Below are 18,715 nucleotides of genomic sequence, written 5' to 3' on the forward strand. Positions count from 1 at the left end.
CGAAGAGAGGAGGGACATCGCATGGAAAATAAATCGCGTAAAGGCAATTACAAAGGAACTACGAAAATGAAAGTGAGAAATCAAGATATGGCATTCGTTAACGACACGCTGGAAAGGACCAAATCCGTCGCTCCCGTACCGTCCATTCATAAGGAAACGGATTAATCTCGCCAGCCGGTAACGACCTTTATCACAACAACAGCCCGGATATCGCGCGCAATTCGCCCTTAGGAGGGCGGTTGCCTGCGTATCCGGGCTGCGCTATGATCGTCCCTATCCGTCCCTCTACGTTAACATACCCACAATCGCCGCCGGGAACGCGTCACGTTTCGACCCAAGCGTCGTTATCGTAGCCTCTTTTCTCCCAGTAACCGATATGTTCCTCGTCGATAAGCTCGATTCCGTTCAACCATTTAACGGATTTGTACGCGTACATCTTCGGCACGATCAGACGCGCCGGACCGCCGTAATCCCGGTGTATCGGTTTCCCGTCGTGCAATACGGCGACCATGATATCGTCCATGTTAGCTTGCTCCAACGTCAGAGTATCCGTATAGACGCCGTCACCGGAATAGAATTTAACGTTTTTGGCCGTCGATTTCACTCCCGCTTGCTGAAGCAAAGCCGACAGGGGAATGCCTTCCCACGTATTCTTGTATACCGACCACCCGGTCACGCAATGGAAATCGCTCACTTGGACCTTTCTCGCCAATGCCAGGAATTGCTCCCAATTCCAGGTCATCGGCTTGTCTACGAGACCGTTGATCGTAAAGCTCCAAGTAGAGGATTCGAACTTCGGAAGAGGAGTGACGGTGTATACCCGGAAATGTCCCTGAGCTCCGCCTCCGATCACGCTGACGGAATCGGGCAAAGGAATCGGGTTCGGCAACATTTTGTTCGTGGCGTCCGTTACTTCCTTCATGCCGCCGGGAAGGTCGGAGTAGGAGCCGCCCGTCGACGTCGCGAGCCACCGGAAGAAGGATGGCGCGACCGCTACGGTAAGAGCTGCGCCAAGCGACCACTTCAGAAACTGCCGACGGTTAATCCATGGCGTCGGCTCTTCCCGGGGAATCGAGGAGTGAGCCGCGATACCTGCCTCGACCTCGGCCTGAACGGGAGAATCATCGGACGTTCTGATCGCCCTGCGCTCGGGCTTCTTCATCCACCTGAGCCGCGTTACGGAATGGTATATGATGTACGGCACGCCGAAATAAGTCAATAAGTCGTGGACGATAAGAGCTCCGTTCGCCCACTCCGGAGGAAATTGACGAATTTGCCACAATACGATTCCGGACAAAAGCCAACCGACTAGCAACACCATGACGAAGCTTAAGTTGCCCTTCTGCTTAGGCCGTTGCCTGATTTGTTTCAAATGCCTCTTCATTAGGGGAATGTAGAGTAGAATCAGCACGCCGGACAGAACTCCGAGTATGATATGAACCTGCTTGAGAGGATTGCGGAAATGGCCTTCCAGCCAACCCCGGACGTCGTCCCATGCCAATAGAAGCCCCGTAATCGTCAATATAAGCACGATCCAGCCGTTCCAACGATGCAAATCCGCCAACTGTCTCCCGAAACCCGGCTTTCTTCCGCTCATTCATGATCCCCCTTCGACCTAATTATTCCCGTTTAGTCGATGAATACCCAAATTATATCACATACGGTAGACGCTTCATGAACTTGCGGCGCTTCGCCGGAATTAAAGTTATACACACAGCATTTTCCACCGGAACATCTCGCCGATCTTTGCGTCTAACTTAGTACTTAACCGCAAGGGGGATTCATTTATGCGAAGAATGTACCCGCTTCTGGTCGCGGTCCTTCTCGCTCTCCTGCTCACTGGCTGCGGAGCCAATTCCAATCAGAACGGAACAGCCGATGTTCCGAACGCCTCACTATCCGCCAATTCATCCTCAGGGATTGATACTAAAGGGCAATCGAGCAGCGAAGCTACAGCACCGCCAACCGAAGCTAGCCCATCCGATGCGCCGTCTCCCGTTGCCTCCAACGCAACGGATGATCAAGTATTGGATGTCGCGAAACAAGCCGTCGAATATTTGCGGGAAAGAGACTTGAGCTCTCTTGCGCAAATGATCGATCCGGAGCAAGGCCTTAGATTCTCGCCGTATTTCCACGTTAATCCCGATACCGATCTGGTGTTCAAGACGGAGAGCCTGCCCACCTTCAAGGATGCAACCAAGCTCAAATGGGGAACGGCCGACGGAAGCGGGGATCCGATCGAGTTATCGTTCAGGGACTATTACGACAAATTCGTGTACGACAGGGATTTCGAGGATGCGCCCAAGATTAGCATCAATAAGCTGATCGGAACGGGTAACACTAAGTTTAACGGGTCCGAAATCTATCCGAATGCCTCGTTCGTCGAATTCCATTTCCCCGGCTTCGATGAGAAGAACGACGGAATGGACTGGGAGAGCTTGGTCCTCGTGTTCGTCCCGTCGGAAGCGGATTGGAAGCTGGCTGCTATCGTGCACGGCCAATGGACGACCTGATCAAGGCTATATTTGATCGAAAAAGGCAGGCGGTAGGGAAACGATTCCCGATCCGGCCTGCCTTTTTCGATTCTTCGGCGGTTTACGCCATGGACGGCTGATGATTCTTCTTATACTCTTTTCGGAATGCCAACATGTAGTAGAGAAGAGACATTGTCGCGAATACGGCAAAGTATATCGACATTAATCCTATCGAATTCCAAGCCAGCGATAGATTCCCGCTCGATATAACAGCCTTAAAGCCTTCTATCGTATGCGTCATCGGCAACCAAGCGCTTATCTTCTGCAACCAGCCCGGAATCATCTCCAGCGGGAATGTCCCGCCCGAACTCGTGAGTTGGAAGATGAGAATAATGATTGCGATAAAACGTCCCGGATTGTGCATGGTGGCAACCAACAATTGAATAAGCGCCATGAAGGTTATGCTGGTAACGATGCTCAATAGGAAGAACAACGGGATGTTCCGCACTTCGAGACCAAGGCCGAACAACAGCACCAAGTCCGCGATTATCGCCTGTCCCGTTCCGATCGTGATCATCGTAAGAAGCTTCCCGATGAACCAGCTCTGCCCGTTTGCAGGTTGAATGGCCGGTTCCTTCACCATGTAGACAACCGTAAGCAGAAGCGCTCCTACATATAAACCCATCGAAATAAAGTATGGGGCGAATCCCGTTCCGTAGTTGGGAACTTCATTCGTTCTTACGACATCCAAGCCCACCGGATCCGAGAACATGTTAATAACCGCTTCTCCGCCGCCGATGCCCGCCGTTTTCTCGGCCGCTTCGCTTAGCTTATCCGATAACTCTCCGGTTCCGTCGGTCAGCTTCACTAACCCTTGCGATATTTGTTCGGCCCCTTGGTCTAATTCATTAGATCCGTCAACGAAACCAATGAAGCTTCGCGACAGGTTGCCGAGTCCTACGTTAAGTTCCAATGCCCCTGCGTGTAACGTTGCCGTCCCCTTCGCCAAATCGTCTCCGCCTGCACTCGCACGAACTAACTTTTCACCAAGCGCGGTTAGTCCGGTAGCCAACTCGGAAGTGCCCGCTTCAAGCTTCTTCGAACCGTCTACCAACTGAGTCTGGCCTTGTTTCACGGCGGATGCCCCGGTTGAAACCTGCTTTCCTAGCTTGATTAATTGTTGCATGCGAGCATCTTCCGCTAGCTCGGGGTGCTCGTTCACGTATTGCTCCAAGCCTTCGGCCAGCGCCTTGGCCCCCTCGTCGAGCTTGGACGTGCCCGCCGCCGATTGCTCGAGACCCCGCTCCAACTCGGAAGCTCCTATTCTTGCCCGATCCGCACCTTGCTCCAGACTGGCTCCGGCATCGGTCAAGCGAACCAATCCCCCGGCTAACGAATCGCTACCCTTTCGCAATTCAGCGGCGCCCCGTTCCAGCTTGCCGCTTCCATCCGCGAGCTTATCTATACCTTCCATCATCGAGATCGATCCCGTTGCCAGCTTCTTTAGATTCTCTTCGATGCGTAATGCTCCATCCTTGGCCGCGTCCGTACCGACTGCGATTTCGCTAGCGCCGTCGCTTGCTTGACTTAAGCCGTCGGCCAAGGTTCGCATTTGGTCGAACACGGTCTGCGTATAGGCTTTCGTCACTTCCCTGCCTAACTCGGTTTTCATTTTCTCGACCGCGTTATTGCCGATTTGGGAAGCCAAGTAGTTCGCGCTCTCGTTCGGCATGAACAGAATTTCCGCCGGCGTCGGCTGACCGGTAGTTAACGTCGCGGTCTTAGCCGAGAAGTTCTCCGGGATTTCTATCGCCATGTAGTATTCGTTATCCTCAAGACCCTTCAACGCATCCGACTTATCGACGAAGCTATATTCGAAATTATTTTTCTCTTTCAGTTTGTCGATGAAATCTTGGCCGACGTGCATATCCTTTCCATCGTATACGGTGCCTTGATCCGAATTGACGACCGCAACGGGCAATCGGTCCAAGTGCCCGTACGGATTCCAGAAGGCTCCCAAAAACATCCCGCTGTACATCACCGGGATAAGTAAAATGCCGATAATCGGAATCAAGATTTTACGATTGCGCCCGATCGCGGAGATCTCTCCGAAAAATTGTTTGAAGCCTCTCATGTTCAATCTCTCCATTCATAATGACTATTTTGTTCACTTGGTCATTTTGTTGCGAAAAAAATCGCCGCGTTGAGCGCCCAACCTTCTACACGGCGGCAATCCCGTTCATTAGATACAATTGAAACAATTCCGTAATCTTATCCTTGTCCAGAGGAGGATGCGACAGCTGCCATTGCGAAGCAAGCGCTAAGTAAAGCTTAAGCATTACGTAGGCCGTAATCTCGGGATCGCAAGGCTTCAGTTCGCTCTTATCGATAGCATTCCGGATTTTCCCCTGAATGAAAGACAATATAGCCTCTTCGATCGCGTTGAGCGCTTCGATCGCCTTCGGAGTCCCCATATCCCTGACTTCTTGGGCCATCTTCATCGCCAATTGATGCCTCTCGCGAAAATCCAGAATTTTGTGCAATACCCGATTGAGATTGTCGAAGAACGTCCGTTCCTCTCGGCACTCGTCATCGGCTAGAAGCTTCATTTCCCGGATAAGACAACTCATGATCTCTTCGAACAGTTCTTCCTTGTTGGAGAAAAACGTGTATATCGTGCCCTTGCCGACATTTGCGATCTTCGCGACTTGATCCATAGTCGTGGCTTTATAACCAAACAACGCAAACGATTGCGATGCCGCTTCGACGATAAGCTTTCTTCGGTCGATCTGCATGAGAACTTCTCCTTTTGCTGCTCTTAATGACTAAAATTCATTTTTGGTCATTCGGTCAAAATGATCGTAACACATCCGGAATGAATTGGCAATATTCATTCGCATAGCAAAAAGCGCCGCAAGCCTAGTTACAGGCTTGCGGCGCTCTAGAGCCGTCTTACATGTGGCTTTGGATTTTCGCTTTAAGGGATTCTTTGCTTTGAAGTCCGACAAGCTTGTCGACCGGCTGTCCGTCTTTGAACAGGATCAGCGTCGGAATGCTCATGACGCCGAATTGGCTTGCCAATTCCGGCTCTTCGTCAACGTTCACTTTCGCGATTGTCGCCGAGCCTTTCAATTCCTCGGAAAGCTCTTCCACGATCGGAAGTTGAATTTTACAAGGTCCGCACCATGGTGCCCAGAAATCCAGCAAGGATACTCCTTGCGCTACGTTCTCGGTGAAATTGTCTTTCGTAATTGCAACTGCCATGAGACATCTCTCCTATCCAAAGTGAATTAAGGTAATAAACCTATGATGATCGGGTCATTCTAATTACCCGCTCAATCCGAAGCCCAATCAAGTACACATCGCTCTAAGCCTTATCATTGACGGCTAAGCGAGACAGCATTTGTCCGATCGTGATCGACTCGAAATAAGTCTGGAGATGCTGATCCGCTCCGCAGAACACGTCGTTCATAACATCCGCCATGTTCGATCCGACCATGCAATCCGATTCCGGATCTCCGCTGCACCAGCTTGGTGCTAACGAACCCGCTGCAAGCGCCCGGTAAATATCCGCTAAAGTAACCAATTCCGGATCCCGGGATAACCGATAACCGCCTCCGGAGCCTTCCCGGGTATCCACGAAGCCGTTCTTGCGCAAGCAACTCATGACCTTGCGGATGCGAACCGGATTCGTGCAGACGTTGGTCGCGATTTCTTCGCTGGACGCCATGCCATCGGGGCGATGCGCCAGGAATACAAGGCTGTGGACAGCTATAACGAATTCACTGTTCATACGACAAGCCTCCCCGGTGATTACTGTAATAATATCAGTTACAGTTGAGGTTGTCAAGGGGGCGAAGCCTTCCCACGACTCGTATTATCTCAACCCTCCCCTTATTTTATCCTTTTTATCGCCCTTCCTCTTCCGCAGCTGAATCCGTTCAGAAATCAATGTGATCCGGATCCGCCCCGAAGCGCCTATTTTGATTCAACGAATCGATCCGGTTCACATCCTCGGGTTCCAATTCGAAATCGAATAGATCTGCGTTCTCTTGTATTCTCCCAAGGTTTACGGACTTCGGGATGGTAACGATGCCAAGCTGCAAATGCCACCTCAGCACGACTTGCGCCGGCGTCTTGCCGTATTTGGAGGCAAGCTCAGTAATAAGAGGCAGCTCCAACCGTCCTTGCATGAGCGGTCTCCAAGATTGTAGCTGAATGCCTTCCTTACGGCAAAACGCGAATAGCTTCTTCTGAGTATGCAAAGGATGGAGCTCCACTTGGTTAACCATCGGCTTGATGTTGCACGATCCCATCAAATCCTCGAGATGATGGATATTGAAATTGCTGACCCCGATAGCACGTACGAGCCCTTGATCGTAGAGCTTCTCGAGCGCCTTATAAGTTTCTTTATACTGGCCTACGACGGGCCAATGAACCAAGTATAAATCGACATATTCCATACCTAACCGTTCGAGACTGCCATCGAACGCTTTAAGCGCGTTATCGTAACCTTGCTCGTTATTCCATACCTTCGTCGTGACGAAAAGCCTTTCGCGCGATATGCCGGAGGCTCGGACAGCTTGTCCGACGGCTTTCTCGTTCTTGTACATGGACGCCGTATCTACGCCGCGATAACCAGCCTTCAAAGCCGCGGATACCGCGTTTACGGTTTCTTCGCCGTCTTGAGCGCGCCACACACCTAAACCGAGACGGGGCATTTCCGCGCCGTTCAGCAACTCGGTCGTCGAATCAATCGACAGCTTCATTTCCGACTCCTCCTTCAATTCCTTACTTATCGCGCACTAATCGAAATCTCTTCTAGGGAGCCTGCCTTCACTCATACCTGTAGTAATCTTGCGAATGTACCCTTTGGAATCCGACCGATTCATACAAGCCTAATGCTTGATCGTTTTTCGTTTCGACTTCCAAATGTACCGAGTGACCGTTCGAGCTTTGTTCCTTAACGACCTGTCGCAGCACTTTCCTGCCGATACCCTTGCCCTGATGCTGAGGCAAAATGGAGAATCCGTAAATCCATGCTTGTCCGTCCACCCGGCTCACTCGAATTTTCCCTATTGTTTCTTCATTCACTTCAATCATATGCATATCGGTGTCTTCATCCACGTCTACCCCGCCTTCGATCGCCCGGGCATCCTCTTCATCCAAGCCGAACGCCGTCACGGACAAACGTACGCGCATTTCGAAGTCGTCCGCTCTTGCCGGCCTTAGAATAACGCCATCGGCATCTTCTATCGGCCTTTGTTGCCATTTCATTTGATGCTCAGAAAAAGCGTATACGGCGCTTTGTTTACTTAGAAAAGCTTTCGCCGCATCCGATCCCGCCGGAGCGTTCAATAAAATTTTCTTGAACCCCGCTTGTCTAACCGCGCTTATTCCCTGTTCGAACAAACGTTGAAAATGTCCTTTCCGCCGTTCATTCGGACTCGTCATGCCGCATATCTCCACAGTAGAACCGAATGGATATAAACCTAGGAACGCGATAAGTTCGCCATTTTCATAATGGAAAAAGTCCAGTTCTGAAGATTCGCGCTTTCTCAGCATCTCCCGATTCAGCTTCAATTGTACATGATCGTGGGCCTCGCATATCGTTTGCAGTCGTTCGATATCATTCAATCGTTGCGTTATCAAAACGGTCTCCCCCTCATATCCGACTCGCGCTTCCATGGCTCATTAGCGCGCCCCACCATCTTAGCTCGCGGAACTGTAATCCTTCTTATTTTACCATCGTCGTTCTTCTCCCGCTCATTGAATGCAGCTCGGTTGTCTGCCATACTAAGTATATAGATGTTCCATTCTAACGCAGAGGTGATCCCGATTAAAATCGACGTGTATTCCGATATGGTATGTCCTTGGTGCCGAATCGGCAAGAAGAATATGAGCGACGCCATCGAAACTTGGCACGAGTTGTCCGGCCAGACGGTCGAAGTCAGCTACCATGCTTACCAACTGGACCCTACGTTGCCGCCCGAAGGCTTACCTTTCGATAGCGTCATGGAGAAGAAAATGGGCGGCGCCGAGCGCTTAAGGCCGATGATGCAGCGGGTTACCGATGCCGGCGCCGCGGTCGGAGTAACATTCAAATTCGACAAAGTAGAGCGCATGCCGAATACCGTGCTCGCCCACAGGGTCACGGCTCTGCTTCCGGAAGAAGACGAAGTCTATTGGTTAGACGCCGTCATGAAAGCCTATTTCGAGGACGGTCGGGATATCGCGAAATTGGACGTTCTCATGGACATAGCAGCCGAGCTTGGACTGGATGCCGATGAAGCCAGGCGTCATCTGGAAGCCGGCGAAGGGCTCGAAGACATCGAGCGGGATCAGGAAGCCGCCAAGTCTATGGGGATCACGGGAGTTCCTTTCTTCATCATCAACAATAAATACGCCTTGTCCGGCGCTTATCCGTCCGCGCAGTTCCTCGAAGCGTTCAAGAAGATTTCGCAGGAGGGCTAGAATTGGGGACGGCACGCTTCTAATGAGCCGGGCCGGAGTCGCTTTGCTTATCGCCCTACGCGATTGCAAAGTATCTCCGGCCCGGCTTTTACTGTTTTGCAAGATCGATTAGGTAACTTCCGCCCTCTTGCCGATTGCCTGTTCTCGATTTCGCTCCGTAGCGGCACGCCCTGCCGTTAATGTCTCACACGTTCAGCTCCAGAAAGAGTTTCACTTCGCCTTCCGCTCGGAGACCGCCCGCGCGATCCATACTCCCGCCGCGCCTGCTTGCGCCAAGCCGCGGGTTACGCCCGCTCCGTCACCGCCGCAGTAGAGTCCCGAAATTTCCGTCTCCAGCTTCTCGGTTAGCTTAGGGCGCGCCGAATAAAACTTCGCCTCCACGCCATAGAACAACGTATGCTCCGATGCGATTCCCGGCGTGACTTTATCCAAAGCTTCGACCATCTCGATCAAGCTTTTCATCGTGTTATACGGCAATACCAGCCCCAGATCGCCCGGAACAGCTTCGTGAAGAGTCGGTTCGATAAAGCCTTCTTTGATGCGCCCCGCCGTGGATCTGCGTCCTCTTATGATATCGCCGAACTTCTGGACGATAACGCCTCCGCTAGACAGATCGTTCGCCCTTTTGCAAATTTCGCGCGCGTATTCGTTCGGCTTGTCGAAGGGATCGGTGAACTTGTGCGAGACGAGCAAAGCGAAGTTCGTATTCGCCGAGCCTAACGCGGGATCCTTAAATGAATGCCCGTTCGCGGCCATGACGCCGCTATGATTTTCCACGACGACGTGGCCGGAAGGATTGCTGCAGAAAGTTCTCACCCGGGTACCCACCGACGTATTGTAGATGAATTTCCCTTCATAAAGGTGTTCGTTGATCTCCCGCATGACGACATCGGAGGTTTCCACTCGCACTCCTACATCCACTTGGTTGTTCGCCATGACCAATCTGCGCTTCTTCAGCACCTCCGTCAACCAGCCCGACCCATCTCGTCCCGGAGCGATCACGACGGTGTCCGCCCCGATTTCCTCGCCGTTCTTGAGCGTTATTCCGCGAACCCGGTGACCCCCGTTTTCCTTGACGGTCAACAGATCGGCGACTTCCGTCTTGAAACGCATATCGATTCGGCTCTCCAGGTATTCGCGAATGGACTTCAAGATTTCCAAATTTTGCTCGGTGCCCAAATGCCTGACTTGCGCCCTCAACAGCTTGAGCCCTGCGGCGTATCCTCTATGCTCGATGTTCTTAACGAACTCCGTAGTCGGATCGGTCAGATTTATAGTCGCTCCGTGCTCTAAGTTAATTTCATCTACGTAACGAATCAAGCTTAACACTTGCGAGTGAGGCAAGTAATCCGTTAACCAACCGCCGAACTCCGTCGTAATGTTGAACTTCCCGTCGCTGTAAGCGCCCGCCCCGCCGAAGCCGGCCGTTATCGAACAAGCGGGCAAGCAGCCCGCGAATTCTTTCTTCCCCGCGGGCGGAGGGCAGAGCTCGATTTTATTTTCCAGGATGGGGCAATGTCGTTGTTTGATGTCATGTCCTTTATCCACCAACAACACTTTGAGTCCAGGCGAGGTTCTCGACAACTCGTAACAAGCGAAAATGCCGGCGGGACCGGCTCCGACCACGACAACATCGTACAAGCTCATGTTAGAATCTCCTCCTGATTTGCCCTCGTAGCCTGGGTGAAGCAAGCATAAACGGCTGTAGCCCGTGAGGCGGCGCGGATCGTTCATGACTGTGGTTATTCGGAAGGAATAGGATAGAAACCCAAACGTTCTGAAGAACCAAAAAAATTCCCGACTATCGAAGGGTGTGGGGGTGCCACATCCTTCGTAGTCGGGAATTTAAGGTTCCCGGTAGAGACCCCCGGCCCGTATCGCCAAGGATATACGAATGGATGAATCGATGAAATTGAGTTCGTTTCCATTAAGTAGATTACTTCATCAGGACGTACAAGTCAATCGGAAACAAGCCTCATCATTCGCATATGGGAACAAACAACCAAGTTCAAGTGATTTTTACACAATAAAATTACGCCAAACCCGAACAATACCGCCCCAAAATTAATGTGACGTTTATATCTAGCATGTTCCCTTTGCTCGACCCCGCCTGTCATCCGACCGCTCTATCCCGTCTCCGCCAATTGAACATCCACCGAGACTTGCAAGGTTTGGCCCGACGTGCCGCGATAGATCCCTTTAACCGGAACGATATCCATATAGTCCCGTCCATGCCCGAGCTTTACGTAACGCCAATCGATAAGGTTGTTGTTCGTCGGATCGATGCCCTGCCAGCCTACTCCCGGAATATATACCTCGACCCAAGCATGGGAAGCCTGCTCGAAGTCCGCGTTCCTGCCCTGCAGGTCGCCTACGAAATGATAGCCGCTCACGTATCTCGCAGGCACTCCTCGCATTCTGCATACCGACAGCAGCAAATGGGCGAAGTCTTGGCAAACGCCCGTCCCGATCCCGATTAATTCGTCCGCGGTCGTATGAACTCCCGTGGAATGCGGCTTATATTCGAAATCCCCGTAGATCGCGCTAGCCGCGTTCCTAATAAATCCGAAGACCCCGTCCTCTTCTCCTCGAATGCCAAGCGCGTAAGCTTCCACCGTGGAATGAAACGAAGCGTAAGAGGTCGGCAGCAAATATTCCGCGTTGTTATCGATGAAGTCCTCGCTTCTGAGCCGATTCCATGATTCCTCCGGCCCCCATGCGGCTTTCCATACGACATCCCTATCCCGCGTCACGACTGTGGAACGGGACGTTATCGTCAACTCCCGATGCGGAGCGTACGCCGTAAAGGAATGGACCCGATTCCCGAAATAATCTTCGTAGGAAAGCAACTGCACGTTAGGTTCGATGATCAGCCGATGCTGGTAGCACGCCTGCCGCTCATCGGTGCGCGGAGACAGCCGGATTTCATTGACACTGTCCGTCACTACCGAATCGTACTTGTATTTGGTCACGTGGCAAATGTCGACCTTCATGCGATAACCTCCCTTCCGGGGGAAAAAAAGTATTTGGCCACCGCTTCTCCCAGCTGGCTGTTCGTAATAAGCAGCTGTTGCAGGACGGCATTTAATGAATCCATCGTAATATCGTTGCGATCTAGCCATCCAAGCTCGGAGCGGGCTTTGCCCGCAAGCCGGATCATCCTCTCGAGCGCCGAGCTCGACTTGTCGGAATGACCCCTCAACGCCTTCAAATGCTGTTCGAAATTCGCGAGCGCGAAATGAACTGAGCGGGGAAACGTTTCCTGCAGCACAAGGAACCTCGCCACTTCTTCGAGCGAGATATCTTCGAGATCCAATCGACGGAACGCCTCGTAGCCTCCGACCGATTTCAACACGGCCATCGTGTAAGCATAGGAGGCTTTGCGCTTATCCGGCTCGATATTGCTTACCGATTGAAGTAATCGGACCACGTTCTCCGACCTCTCCAAATATCGCCCGCTCTCCAGCATATGCCACGACTCGTCCCGGAGCGATATGGAAACCGCGGTCCCCTGGAAGGCGGCAAGGCCTTCTTTTACCCGTTGAAAAAAACGGTGCGGAGACTGCTGCATGACCTCCTCGAGCTGAACGCCTTTCAGCCAGAGGTAAAAGCCGTTCAGAAGGTTCCACAGCTCGGATGGGAGCTGCTCGCGAATTTTCTTCAAGTTGTCCCGCGCTTGGGCAATACAGGATAAGATCGAGTTCGATTGCGTCAAATCCAGTGTAAGGAAAAATAGCACCTCATGCTCCCGATAAGCGTCGTACCTTTCTTCGTATAGCTTACAATCCCCGATAGCCTCCGCTATCCTTCTCCACACCGTCTCCGATTCTCCGTTGCCTTCCTCGCGCAGATGGTAATAGACGTCCAACAGCCGGGCATGGTTCTCGGCGCGTTCGGTGTATCGCCCGATCCAGAACAACGATTCCGCTATCCTATCCAACATAAGCCCCACTCCTTATGGACTCGAATCCAACTTATCTATCCGCTATTTCGCCAATACCCAAGTGTCCTTAACGCCGCCGCCTTGCGACGAGTTGACGACCAAAGAGCCTTCCTTCATCGCCACCCTCGTTAATCCGCCCGGCAGAACATGAACGTTGCGGCCGTCGGCTAGCGCGAATACTCTCAAATCGATATGTCTATGGGACATCCGTCCATCCAAATTAATCGGGGACGTGGATAGCTTAATCGTCGGTTGGGCAATGTAGTTGTCCGGGTTCTCCCTAATTTTGGCCGCGAACCTCTCCCTCTCCCATTCCGTAGAAGCAGGACCGACTAGCATTCCGTAACCTCCGGATAGCGATGTTTCCTTAACGACCATTTCTTCCAGTCTTTCCAGAACATGCTCGCGCTCATCCTTGCGACTCATGAGATAGGTCGGTACGTTATTCAAGATCGGGCGCTCGTTCAAGTAATACCGGATCATCTCCGGAACGAAAGTATAGATCGCCTTATCGTCCGCCACGCCCGTTCCCGGAGCGTTCGCGATCGTGATGTTGCCGAAGCGGTAGGCATTCATCAATCCGGCGACGCCGAGCATCGAATCCGGACGAAACGACAAGGGATCGAGGTAGTCGTCGTCGATACGGCGATAGAGCACGTCGACCTTCTTCAAGCCGGACAGCTTGCGGATATAGATTTTATTGTCGCGGCACACCAGATCGCGGCCCTCTACGAGCTCCATTCCCATCTGCTGGGCAAGGAAGGTGTGCTCGAAGTAGGCGGAATTAAAGCTTCCCGGAGTCAGCAAAGCGATAACCGGCTCTGCCTTGTCCGTAGGTGCCAGATTACGTAGGGAAGACCTGAAGTCGTGCAACGCCTTTTCGATTCCGCGTACGGGATAAGAGAAATACAGCTCGGGAAAATCGTGAGTCATAATAGAACGGCTCTTGAAGACATATGAGAAGCCGGAGGGCGAGCGCAAATTATCTTCGAGGACGAAATAATCGCCTTTTTCATCGCGAATGAGATCGATTCCGGAAGCCGTAACGTACGTTCCGCCCGGCACGGCAAGACGCATCATCTCGGTTCGGAAATACCGATTCCCCATCACCATCCGCCGGGGGACCAAACCGTCCTTCAATATGCATTGTTCATGGTAAATATCGGCCAGAAAAGCATTCAAGGCCCGTACTCGCTGCTTCGTTCCTTGCTCGATCATTTCCCATTCGTCGGCGGGAATAATGCGGGGAATCAAATCGAATGGAATCGTTCTTTCCAAGGCTTCCGGCTGATCCGCTTCCGACAGGGTAAACGTGATTCCCTCTTCGAGCAGTCTTCCGTTCATTAAAGCCTGACGGGTAACGCGATCTTCCAACGACATCCGCGAAAGCGCTTGGTGAACCTTGCCATAATGCTCGCGAACCTGAGCTCCGTTATACATTTCATTGTAAAAACGGGAGGAAGGCGAAGTAACCGATACTTCGTTCATCACTTCCATGTAGAACGGCTCCTTCTTCCCCAATGGGTTTTTATAATAATCATATGCTCCCTATATTCCTATGTCAATAATTCTTACATAAAATTGCATGTGTTTTTGTATATTTAACATATATATTACACTTGTAGTTATGTTAAAGTTATATAAATCATGGCAGCTTAAATTAGTCACAACCGCGTGAATATGATAGAATGTAGGAGATATCTTAACTCGCATAATTTAAGCATCATTGGAGAGGGTGGCTGTCACCCATGAAACCGAATCGCGAACCAACTCATATAGAGTCACAAACAGGCTATCAACCCCAGGGTTGATAGCCTGTTTTATTTCTTGCGCGCGGCAAACTTTCTTTGAAGGGGTAATCTTTGTGGCGGATAGGCATCATTCCGGATTATTGGCAATTTGGATTAGTTTAATCAGCAACATCGTTCTGACGATCCTTAAGATCGCCGCAGGACTCTTATTCGCAAGTCCCGTGCTTTTGGCGGACGGCGTTCATAACGCGGGGGATATCATCGCGACGGTCGCCGCGCTAACCTCTTCCATGGTATCCAAGAAACCCGCCGATGACGACCACCCTTACGGGCATGGCAAAGCCGAGGTAGTGGCTTCCGCGTTCGTGGCCGTCATCCTCGTGCTTGCCGCCTTCTGGATCGGATTCCAATCCATCGGCGCGCTATTCGAGCCCCCGGGCCAAGAAAACGGCCTTGCGCTCGGAGCCGCGGTCATTTCGTTGATATGGAAGCAAGCACTTTACCTCTACACGATCCGCGTCGGCAAAGCCACCAACAGCAAGAGTGTGTTAGCTACGGCATACGATCACCTGGCCGACGTATACGCCTCTCTCGCCGCCGTCATCGGGATCGGCATCGGCTTAATAGGCGATCGCTTCGACTGGGAGTGGGCCGGTTACGGAGACCCTGTCGCGGGTATCGTCGTCTCCCTATTAGTGCTAAAGCTCGCTTACGAAATCGGGCGGGATTCGGTGGACATCTTGATGGAACGCAACGTCGCAACGGAGAAGCTCGCCTATTACGAAGCCTTGCTGCGCACGGAGGAACAAGTTAAAAGGATAGATCGCGTCAGGGCCCGGGAGCACGGCCACTACATCATCGTGGACATTCGCGTCGGCATACCCCACGACTATACGATTCAACAAGGACACGATATTAGCAGGCAGCTGAAAAAGCTGATCATGGACTATGACAAGGACGTTGTCGAGGTCATGATTCACCTGAACCCCTGGGAAGAGAACCAACGGTCACGCCATTAATAACATCCCCATTTGACCCGATCGAATAAAATAAAGAGGAAGAGCTCGCGAATCGCGGTCTCTTCCTCTTTTTTTCGTTTGTTTAACCGACTTTATTATAAGTCATGATCCAGACGGATCCTCCAACGATCGTCATAACGATGAACAGCCCGAGAATCAGGACCATCAGGTTATACCGTGGCTTTCCTTCTTCCTTCAAGTGCATGAAGTAGAAGAGTTGCACTACGAATTGCAGCACCGCAGAGCCAAGCAATACGACGTTGGCGGCACTTCCTTCGAGCACGTCGTTCAGAACGATGTAGAGCGGAATCGCGGTCAGAACAAGCGATAGGAGGAATCCGATGACGTAAGACTTCAACGAACCATGCCCCTCGTGCGAGCCATGGGTATCATGGCCTCCATGCGAATCATGCGTATCTTGAGCCGAATGCTGCGCCATCTTACATCACCCCCATCATGTATACGATCGTAAAGACGAAGATCCACACCACGTCAAGGAAATGCCAGTAAAGGCTAACGATATTCACCTTGCGCTTGGTGACGGAATTGATTCCGTGGCGGCCTAGCTGAATCATGATCGAGATCATCCACACCAAGCCGATCGAGACGTGAAGGCCATGGGTTCCGACCAAGGTAAAGAATGCCGACCAATAAGCGCTCGTAGATATCGCCGCTCCTTCGTGAACAAGCTTCACGAATTCAGTAACCTCCAAGGAAACGAACGAAGCTCCGAGCAGCGCAGTAATCGCCAGCCAGATGATAAGACCCTTGCGGTCGCCGCGATTCATGCACAGAACGGCCAATCCGCTCGTAAAGCTGCTCGTAAGCAAAATAAAGGTCTCCGCAATGACGCCAGGCATCTCGAACAACTCGGAAGGCGTTGGACCGCCCGCCGTATTCCCGTTCAGCACTACGTACGTTGCGAACAACGTGCCGAAGAGGATACAGTCCGTGATCAGGAAAATCCAGAAGCCCATCATACGCAAGGCTTCAAGATCGTGATGCCCGTCATCATGGGCATGACCGTGACCGTGCGACGAGTTTGCAATGCTATGGTTACCCGACTGAGCCATTAGACATTCCTCCTTGCCGCAGCTTCCGTGCGCTCGATTTCATCGACCGGAATATAATAATCCGTTTTATAACGGAACGAGTGAACGAGCATGCATACCGCAACTCCGACGAATCCCGGAATCGCCATCCACAACCAGTCGAACACCAATCCGAATCCGGCCACGAACCAGAAGGACGACATTACGAACGGGATTCCCGAATTTTTCGGCATATGAATCGGCTCTAACTTAGGTTTAGGCAACGGAGCATGGCCGTCCGCGATCCGCGTCTTCTCTTCCCACCAAGGGTCTTTCTCGTCCGCTTGAGGCAACGTCGCGAAATTGTACAGAGGCGCGGGGGACGGGATGGACCATTCCAACGTACGGCCTCCCCATGGATCTCCGGTCGCGCGCTTCATGAACTTAATGCTGTGCAGGATCTGCCATACTTGGAATAGGAATCCGATTCCCATCAGGAATCCGCCGATCGTAGATGTCAAATTCAGCTCGTACCAGCCTTTATCCCAACCGTAGGTGCTTAATCGGCGGGTCATCCCCATCAATCCGAGCACGTATTGCGGCATGAAACACACGTAGAAGCCGATGTTCCATGTCCAGAACGCCCATTTTCCGAGCCTCTCGTTCAGCGTGAAACCGAACACCTTAGGCCACCAATAATAAAGACCCGCGAAGAACCCGAACGCCACGCCGCCGATGATAACTTGATGAAAGTGGGCGATGAGGAAGTAGCTATTATGGAATTGAAAATCCGCAGGCGCTACGGATAGCAGCACTCCGGTCATTCCGCCGACGATAAAGCACGGAATGAACGCAACGGTCCAGAGCATCGGCGTCGGGAAGCTAATTCGTCCGCGGAACATCGTGAATAGCCAGTTGAACACTTTGACCCCTGTCGGGATCGCGATGATCATCGTCGTGATCGCGAAGAATATATTGACGTTCGCGCCCGAGCCCATCGTGAAGAAGTGATGCGCCCAAGTGAAGAACGAGAACAAGCTGATGCTCATCAAAGCGAATACCATCGATTTATAGCCGAACAGTCTTTTCTTGGAGAAGGTCGCCACGATTTCGGAGAAAATACCGAAAGCCGGCAGTACGATAATATACACCTCGGGGTGACCCCACATCCATATGAGGTTGATGTACATCATCGGGTTACCCCCGCTGTCGAGAGTGAAGAAGTGGGCGCCGAAATAACGGTCGATGAAGAGCAGCGCCAACGTTACCGTCAAAATCGGGAAAGCGAGCAGAATCGTCAAGCTGCTTGAGAGTACCGACCAAGTGAACATCGGCATCTTCATCAGCTTCATGCCCGGCGTGCGCATCTTCAGAATCGTAACGACGAAGTTGATCCCCGTCATCAAGCTCCCGATACCCGAAATCTGAATCCCCCAGATGTAGAAGTCTTGACCGACGCCGGGACTATGAGACATCTCCGAAAGCGGCGGATAGGATAGCCACCCCGCATCCGGCGAGCCTCCGATAACGAAGGATACGTTAAACAGCATCGCCCCGAAAAAGAACAGCCAGAAGCTCAGCGAGTTGAGGAACGGAAACGCGACGTCGCGCGCGCCGATCTGCAGCGGGATAACGAGATTGAATAGCCCGAACATAAGTGGCATCGCCATGAACAGAATCATGATGACCCCGTGGGTCGTGAATATTTGGTTATAATGCTCCGGAGACAGGAAATCCGAATCCGGGACCGCAAGCTGCGTACGCATAAGTAGAGCGTCGACGCCGCCGCGGAAAAGCATGAGAAGAGCCGCGATAACGTACATGATGCCGATTCGTTTATGATCGACGGTCGTTAGCCAGTCTTTCCAAAGCCAATTCCATTTTTTGAAATAGGTGAGCGCGAACACGACCGCGATCATCGTAAGCCCGATCGATACGTCGGCTCCATAGATGAGCGGATCTCCCGTAACGAAGAAATCGGACGCGAAGTCTTTTATATTATCCAACATAACGGCACCTTCCT

The 18,715-nt window shown here is 51.9% G+C and carries 18 protein-coding genes and 1 riboswitch; of the genes, 4 read left to right on the forward strand and 14 right to left on the reverse strand.

Features of this window, described 5'->3' with window-relative positions; translation table 11 throughout:
- The first annotated feature begins 21 nt into the window (after positions 1-21).
- Positions 22-165, forward strand: coding sequence for a hypothetical protein (locus DFP95_RS28915; protein WP_181907455.1), 144 nt, complete (start codon positions 22-24; stop codon positions 163-165).
- Positions 166-322: 157 nt separating this feature from the next.
- On the opposite strand, the gene DFP95_RS15995 is transcribed toward DFP95_RS28915, so the two are convergent.
- Positions 323-1,597: a molybdopterin-dependent oxidoreductase gene (locus DFP95_RS15995; RefSeq protein ID WP_115993654.1), complete on the reverse strand. Its 1,275-nt coding sequence runs from the start codon at positions 1,595-1,597 to the stop codon at positions 323-325.
- 190 nt (positions 1,598-1,787) lie between these two features.
- Between DFP95_RS15995 and DFP95_RS16000 the strand changes: the two genes are divergently transcribed.
- Positions 1,788-2,513, forward strand: a complete 726-nt coding sequence (locus DFP95_RS16000) for a hypothetical protein (protein ID WP_115993655.1) — start codon at positions 1,788-1,790, stop codon at positions 2,511-2,513.
- An 82-nt stretch (positions 2,514-2,595) separates the two neighbouring features.
- Here the strand turns inward: DFP95_RS16000 and DFP95_RS16005 are convergent, their stop codons facing one another.
- From DFP95_RS16005 to DFP95_RS16030, 6 genes are all read right to left on the reverse strand, one after another.
- Positions 2,596-4,608, reverse strand: a complete 2,013-nt coding sequence (locus DFP95_RS16005; RefSeq protein WP_181907456.1) for a YhgE/Pip domain-containing protein — start codon at positions 4,606-4,608, stop codon at positions 2,596-2,598.
- Between the two features lie 85 nt (positions 4,609-4,693).
- Positions 4,694-5,269: a TetR/AcrR family transcriptional regulator gene (locus tag DFP95_RS16010; RefSeq protein ID WP_115993657.1), complete on the reverse strand. Its 576-nt coding sequence runs from the start codon at positions 5,267-5,269 to the stop codon at positions 4,694-4,696.
- A 157-nt stretch (positions 5,270-5,426) separates the two neighbouring features.
- The gene (gene trxA, locus DFP95_RS16015) at positions 5,427-5,738 is read right to left on the reverse strand and encodes a thioredoxin (RefSeq protein WP_115993658.1); all 312 of its coding nucleotides are present in this window, start codon (positions 5,736-5,738) and stop codon (positions 5,427-5,429) included.
- Between the two features lie 103 nt (positions 5,739-5,841).
- Positions 5,842-6,267, reverse strand: coding sequence for an RrF2 family transcriptional regulator (locus tag DFP95_RS16020; protein WP_115993659.1), 426 nt, complete (start codon positions 6,265-6,267; stop codon positions 5,842-5,844).
- Positions 6,268-6,415: 148 nt separating this feature from the next.
- The gene (locus DFP95_RS16025) at positions 6,416-7,243 is read right to left on the reverse strand and encodes an aldo/keto reductase (RefSeq protein ID WP_115993660.1); all 828 of its coding nucleotides are present in this window, start codon (positions 7,241-7,243) and stop codon (positions 6,416-6,418) included.
- Positions 7,244-7,310: 67 nt separating this feature from the next.
- A complete protein-coding gene (locus DFP95_RS16030) occupies positions 7,311-8,126 on the reverse strand; it encodes a GNAT family N-acetyltransferase (RefSeq protein WP_342768245.1) in 816 nt (271 codons plus the stop codon).
- 156 nt (positions 8,127-8,282) lie between these two features.
- Between DFP95_RS16030 and DFP95_RS16035 the strand changes: the two genes are divergently transcribed.
- Complete coding sequence (locus DFP95_RS16035) at positions 8,283-8,948, forward strand: DsbA family oxidoreductase (RefSeq protein ID WP_245987698.1); 666 nt, start codon at positions 8,283-8,285, stop codon at positions 8,946-8,948.
- Positions 8,949-9,158: 210 nt separating this feature from the next.
- Here DFP95_RS16035 and DFP95_RS16040 read toward each other — a convergent pair whose 3' ends face one another.
- The 4 genes from DFP95_RS16040 to DFP95_RS16055 all read right to left on the reverse strand — a co-directional run bounded on the left by DFP95_RS16040 (position 9,159) and on the right by DFP95_RS16055 (position 14,388).
- Positions 9,159-10,595, reverse strand: coding sequence for an NAD(P)/FAD-dependent oxidoreductase (locus DFP95_RS16040; protein WP_115993662.1), 1,437 nt, complete (start codon positions 10,593-10,595; stop codon positions 9,159-9,161).
- A 167-nt stretch (positions 10,596-10,762) separates the two neighbouring features.
- A riboswitch (purine riboswitch) is annotated at positions 10,763-10,862 on the reverse strand.
- 212 nt (positions 10,863-11,074) lie between these two features.
- Positions 11,075-11,941 (reverse strand): transglutaminase family protein, encoded by an 867-nt coding sequence (locus tag DFP95_RS16045; protein ID WP_115993663.1) that lies wholly within the window; start codon positions 11,939-11,941, stop codon positions 11,075-11,077.
- On the reverse strand, positions 11,938-12,891 hold the full coding sequence (locus DFP95_RS16050) for an alpha-E domain-containing protein (protein WP_115993664.1): 954 nt from the start codon (positions 12,889-12,891) through the stop codon (positions 11,938-11,940). Before DFP95_RS16050 ends, DFP95_RS16045 begins: the two co-directional genes overlap by 4 nt.
- A gap of 42 nt (positions 12,892-12,933) precedes the next feature.
- Entirely contained in the window at positions 12,934-14,388 is a 1,455-nt protein-coding gene (locus DFP95_RS16055; RefSeq protein ID WP_115993665.1) for a circularly permuted type 2 ATP-grasp protein, read from the reverse strand.
- Between the two features lie 367 nt (positions 14,389-14,755).
- Here DFP95_RS16055 and DFP95_RS16060 point away from each other — a divergent pair, with 367 nt between their 5' ends.
- On the forward strand, positions 14,756-15,661 hold the full coding sequence (locus tag DFP95_RS16060) for a cation diffusion facilitator family transporter (RefSeq protein WP_115993666.1): 906 nt from the start codon (positions 14,756-14,758) through the stop codon (positions 15,659-15,661).
- 82 nt (positions 15,662-15,743) lie between these two features.
- Here the strand turns inward: DFP95_RS16060 and cyoD are convergent, their stop codons facing one another.
- The 3 genes from cyoD to DFP95_RS16075 are packed head-to-tail and all read right to left on the reverse strand — an operon-like array spanning position 15,744 to position 18,701.
- The gene (gene cyoD, locus DFP95_RS16065; RefSeq protein ID WP_115993667.1) at positions 15,744-16,100 is read right to left on the reverse strand and encodes a cytochrome o ubiquinol oxidase subunit IV; all 357 of its coding nucleotides are present in this window, start codon (positions 16,098-16,100) and stop codon (positions 15,744-15,746) included.
- Position 16,101: 1 nt separating this feature from the next.
- The gene (cyoC, locus tag DFP95_RS16070) at positions 16,102-16,734 is read right to left on the reverse strand and encodes a cytochrome o ubiquinol oxidase subunit III (protein ID WP_115993668.1); all 633 of its coding nucleotides are present in this window, start codon (positions 16,732-16,734) and stop codon (positions 16,102-16,104) included.
- Complete coding sequence (locus DFP95_RS16075; protein WP_115993669.1) at positions 16,734-18,701, reverse strand: cbb3-type cytochrome c oxidase subunit I; 1,968 nt, start codon at positions 18,699-18,701, stop codon at positions 16,734-16,736. Before DFP95_RS16075 ends, cyoC begins: the two co-directional genes overlap by 1 nt.
- Positions 18,702-18,715: the final 14 nt, after the last annotated feature.

The sequence above is a fragment of the Cohnella lupini genome (genome assembly GCF_003386205.1).
Taxonomy (GTDB): Bacteria; Bacillota; Bacilli; order Paenibacillales; family Paenibacillaceae; genus Cohnella; species Cohnella lupini.

Bases quoted from the DNA above. Each gene is read 5' to 3' on its own strand.
- DFP95_RS16055 (WP_115993665.1), bottom strand. From the start codon at position 14,388: ATGGAAGTGATGAACGAAGTATCGGTTACTTCGCCTTCCTCCCGTTTT.
- DFP95_RS16020 (WP_115993659.1), bottom strand. From the start codon at position 6,267: ATGAACAGTGAATTCGTTATAGCTGTCCACAGCCTTGTATTCCTGGCG.
- DFP95_RS15995 (WP_115993654.1), bottom strand. From the start codon at position 1,597: ATGAGCGGAAGAAAGCCGGGTTTCGGGAGACAGTTGGCGGATTTGCAT.
- DFP95_RS16000 (WP_115993655.1), top strand. From the start codon at position 1,788: ATGCGAAGAATGTACCCGCTTCTGGTCGCGGTCCTTCTCGCTCTCCTG.
- DFP95_RS16045 (WP_115993663.1), bottom strand. From the start codon at position 11,941: ATGAAGGTCGACATTTGCCACGTGACCAAATACAAGTACGATTCGGTA.
- DFP95_RS16010 (WP_115993657.1), bottom strand. From the start codon at position 5,269: ATGCAGATCGACCGAAGAAAGCTTATCGTCGAAGCGGCATCGCAATCG.
- DFP95_RS28915 (WP_181907455.1), top strand. From the start codon at position 22: ATGGAAAATAAATCGCGTAAAGGCAATTACAAAGGAACTACGAAAATG.
- DFP95_RS16035 (WP_245987698.1), top strand. From the start codon at position 8,283: ATGTTCCATTCTAACGCAGAGGTGATCCCGATTAAAATCGACGTGTAT.
- trxA (WP_115993658.1), bottom strand. From the start codon at position 5,738: ATGGCAGTTGCAATTACGAAAGACAATTTCACCGAGAACGTAGCGCAA.
- DFP95_RS16040 (WP_115993662.1), bottom strand. From the start codon at position 10,595: ATGAGCTTGTACGATGTTGTCGTGGTCGGAGCCGGTCCCGCCGGCATT.
- DFP95_RS16005 (WP_181907456.1), bottom strand. From the start codon at position 4,608: ATGAGAGGCTTCAAACAATTTTTCGGAGAGATCTCCGCGATCGGGCGC.
- DFP95_RS16050 (WP_115993664.1), bottom strand. From the start codon at position 12,891: ATGTTGGATAGGATAGCGGAATCGTTGTTCTGGATCGGGCGATACACC.
- DFP95_RS16075 (WP_115993669.1), bottom strand. From the start codon at position 18,701: ATGTTGGATAATATAAAAGACTTCGCGTCCGATTTCTTCGTTACGGGA.
- cyoC (WP_115993668.1), bottom strand. From the start codon at position 16,734: ATGGCTCAGTCGGGTAACCATAGCATTGCAAACTCGTCGCACGGTCAC.
- DFP95_RS16025 (WP_115993660.1), bottom strand. From the start codon at position 7,243: ATGAAGCTGTCGATTGATTCGACGACCGAGTTGCTGAACGGCGCGGAA.
- cyoD (WP_115993667.1), bottom strand. From the start codon at position 16,100: ATGGCGCAGCATTCGGCTCAAGATACGCATGATTCGCATGGAGGCCAT.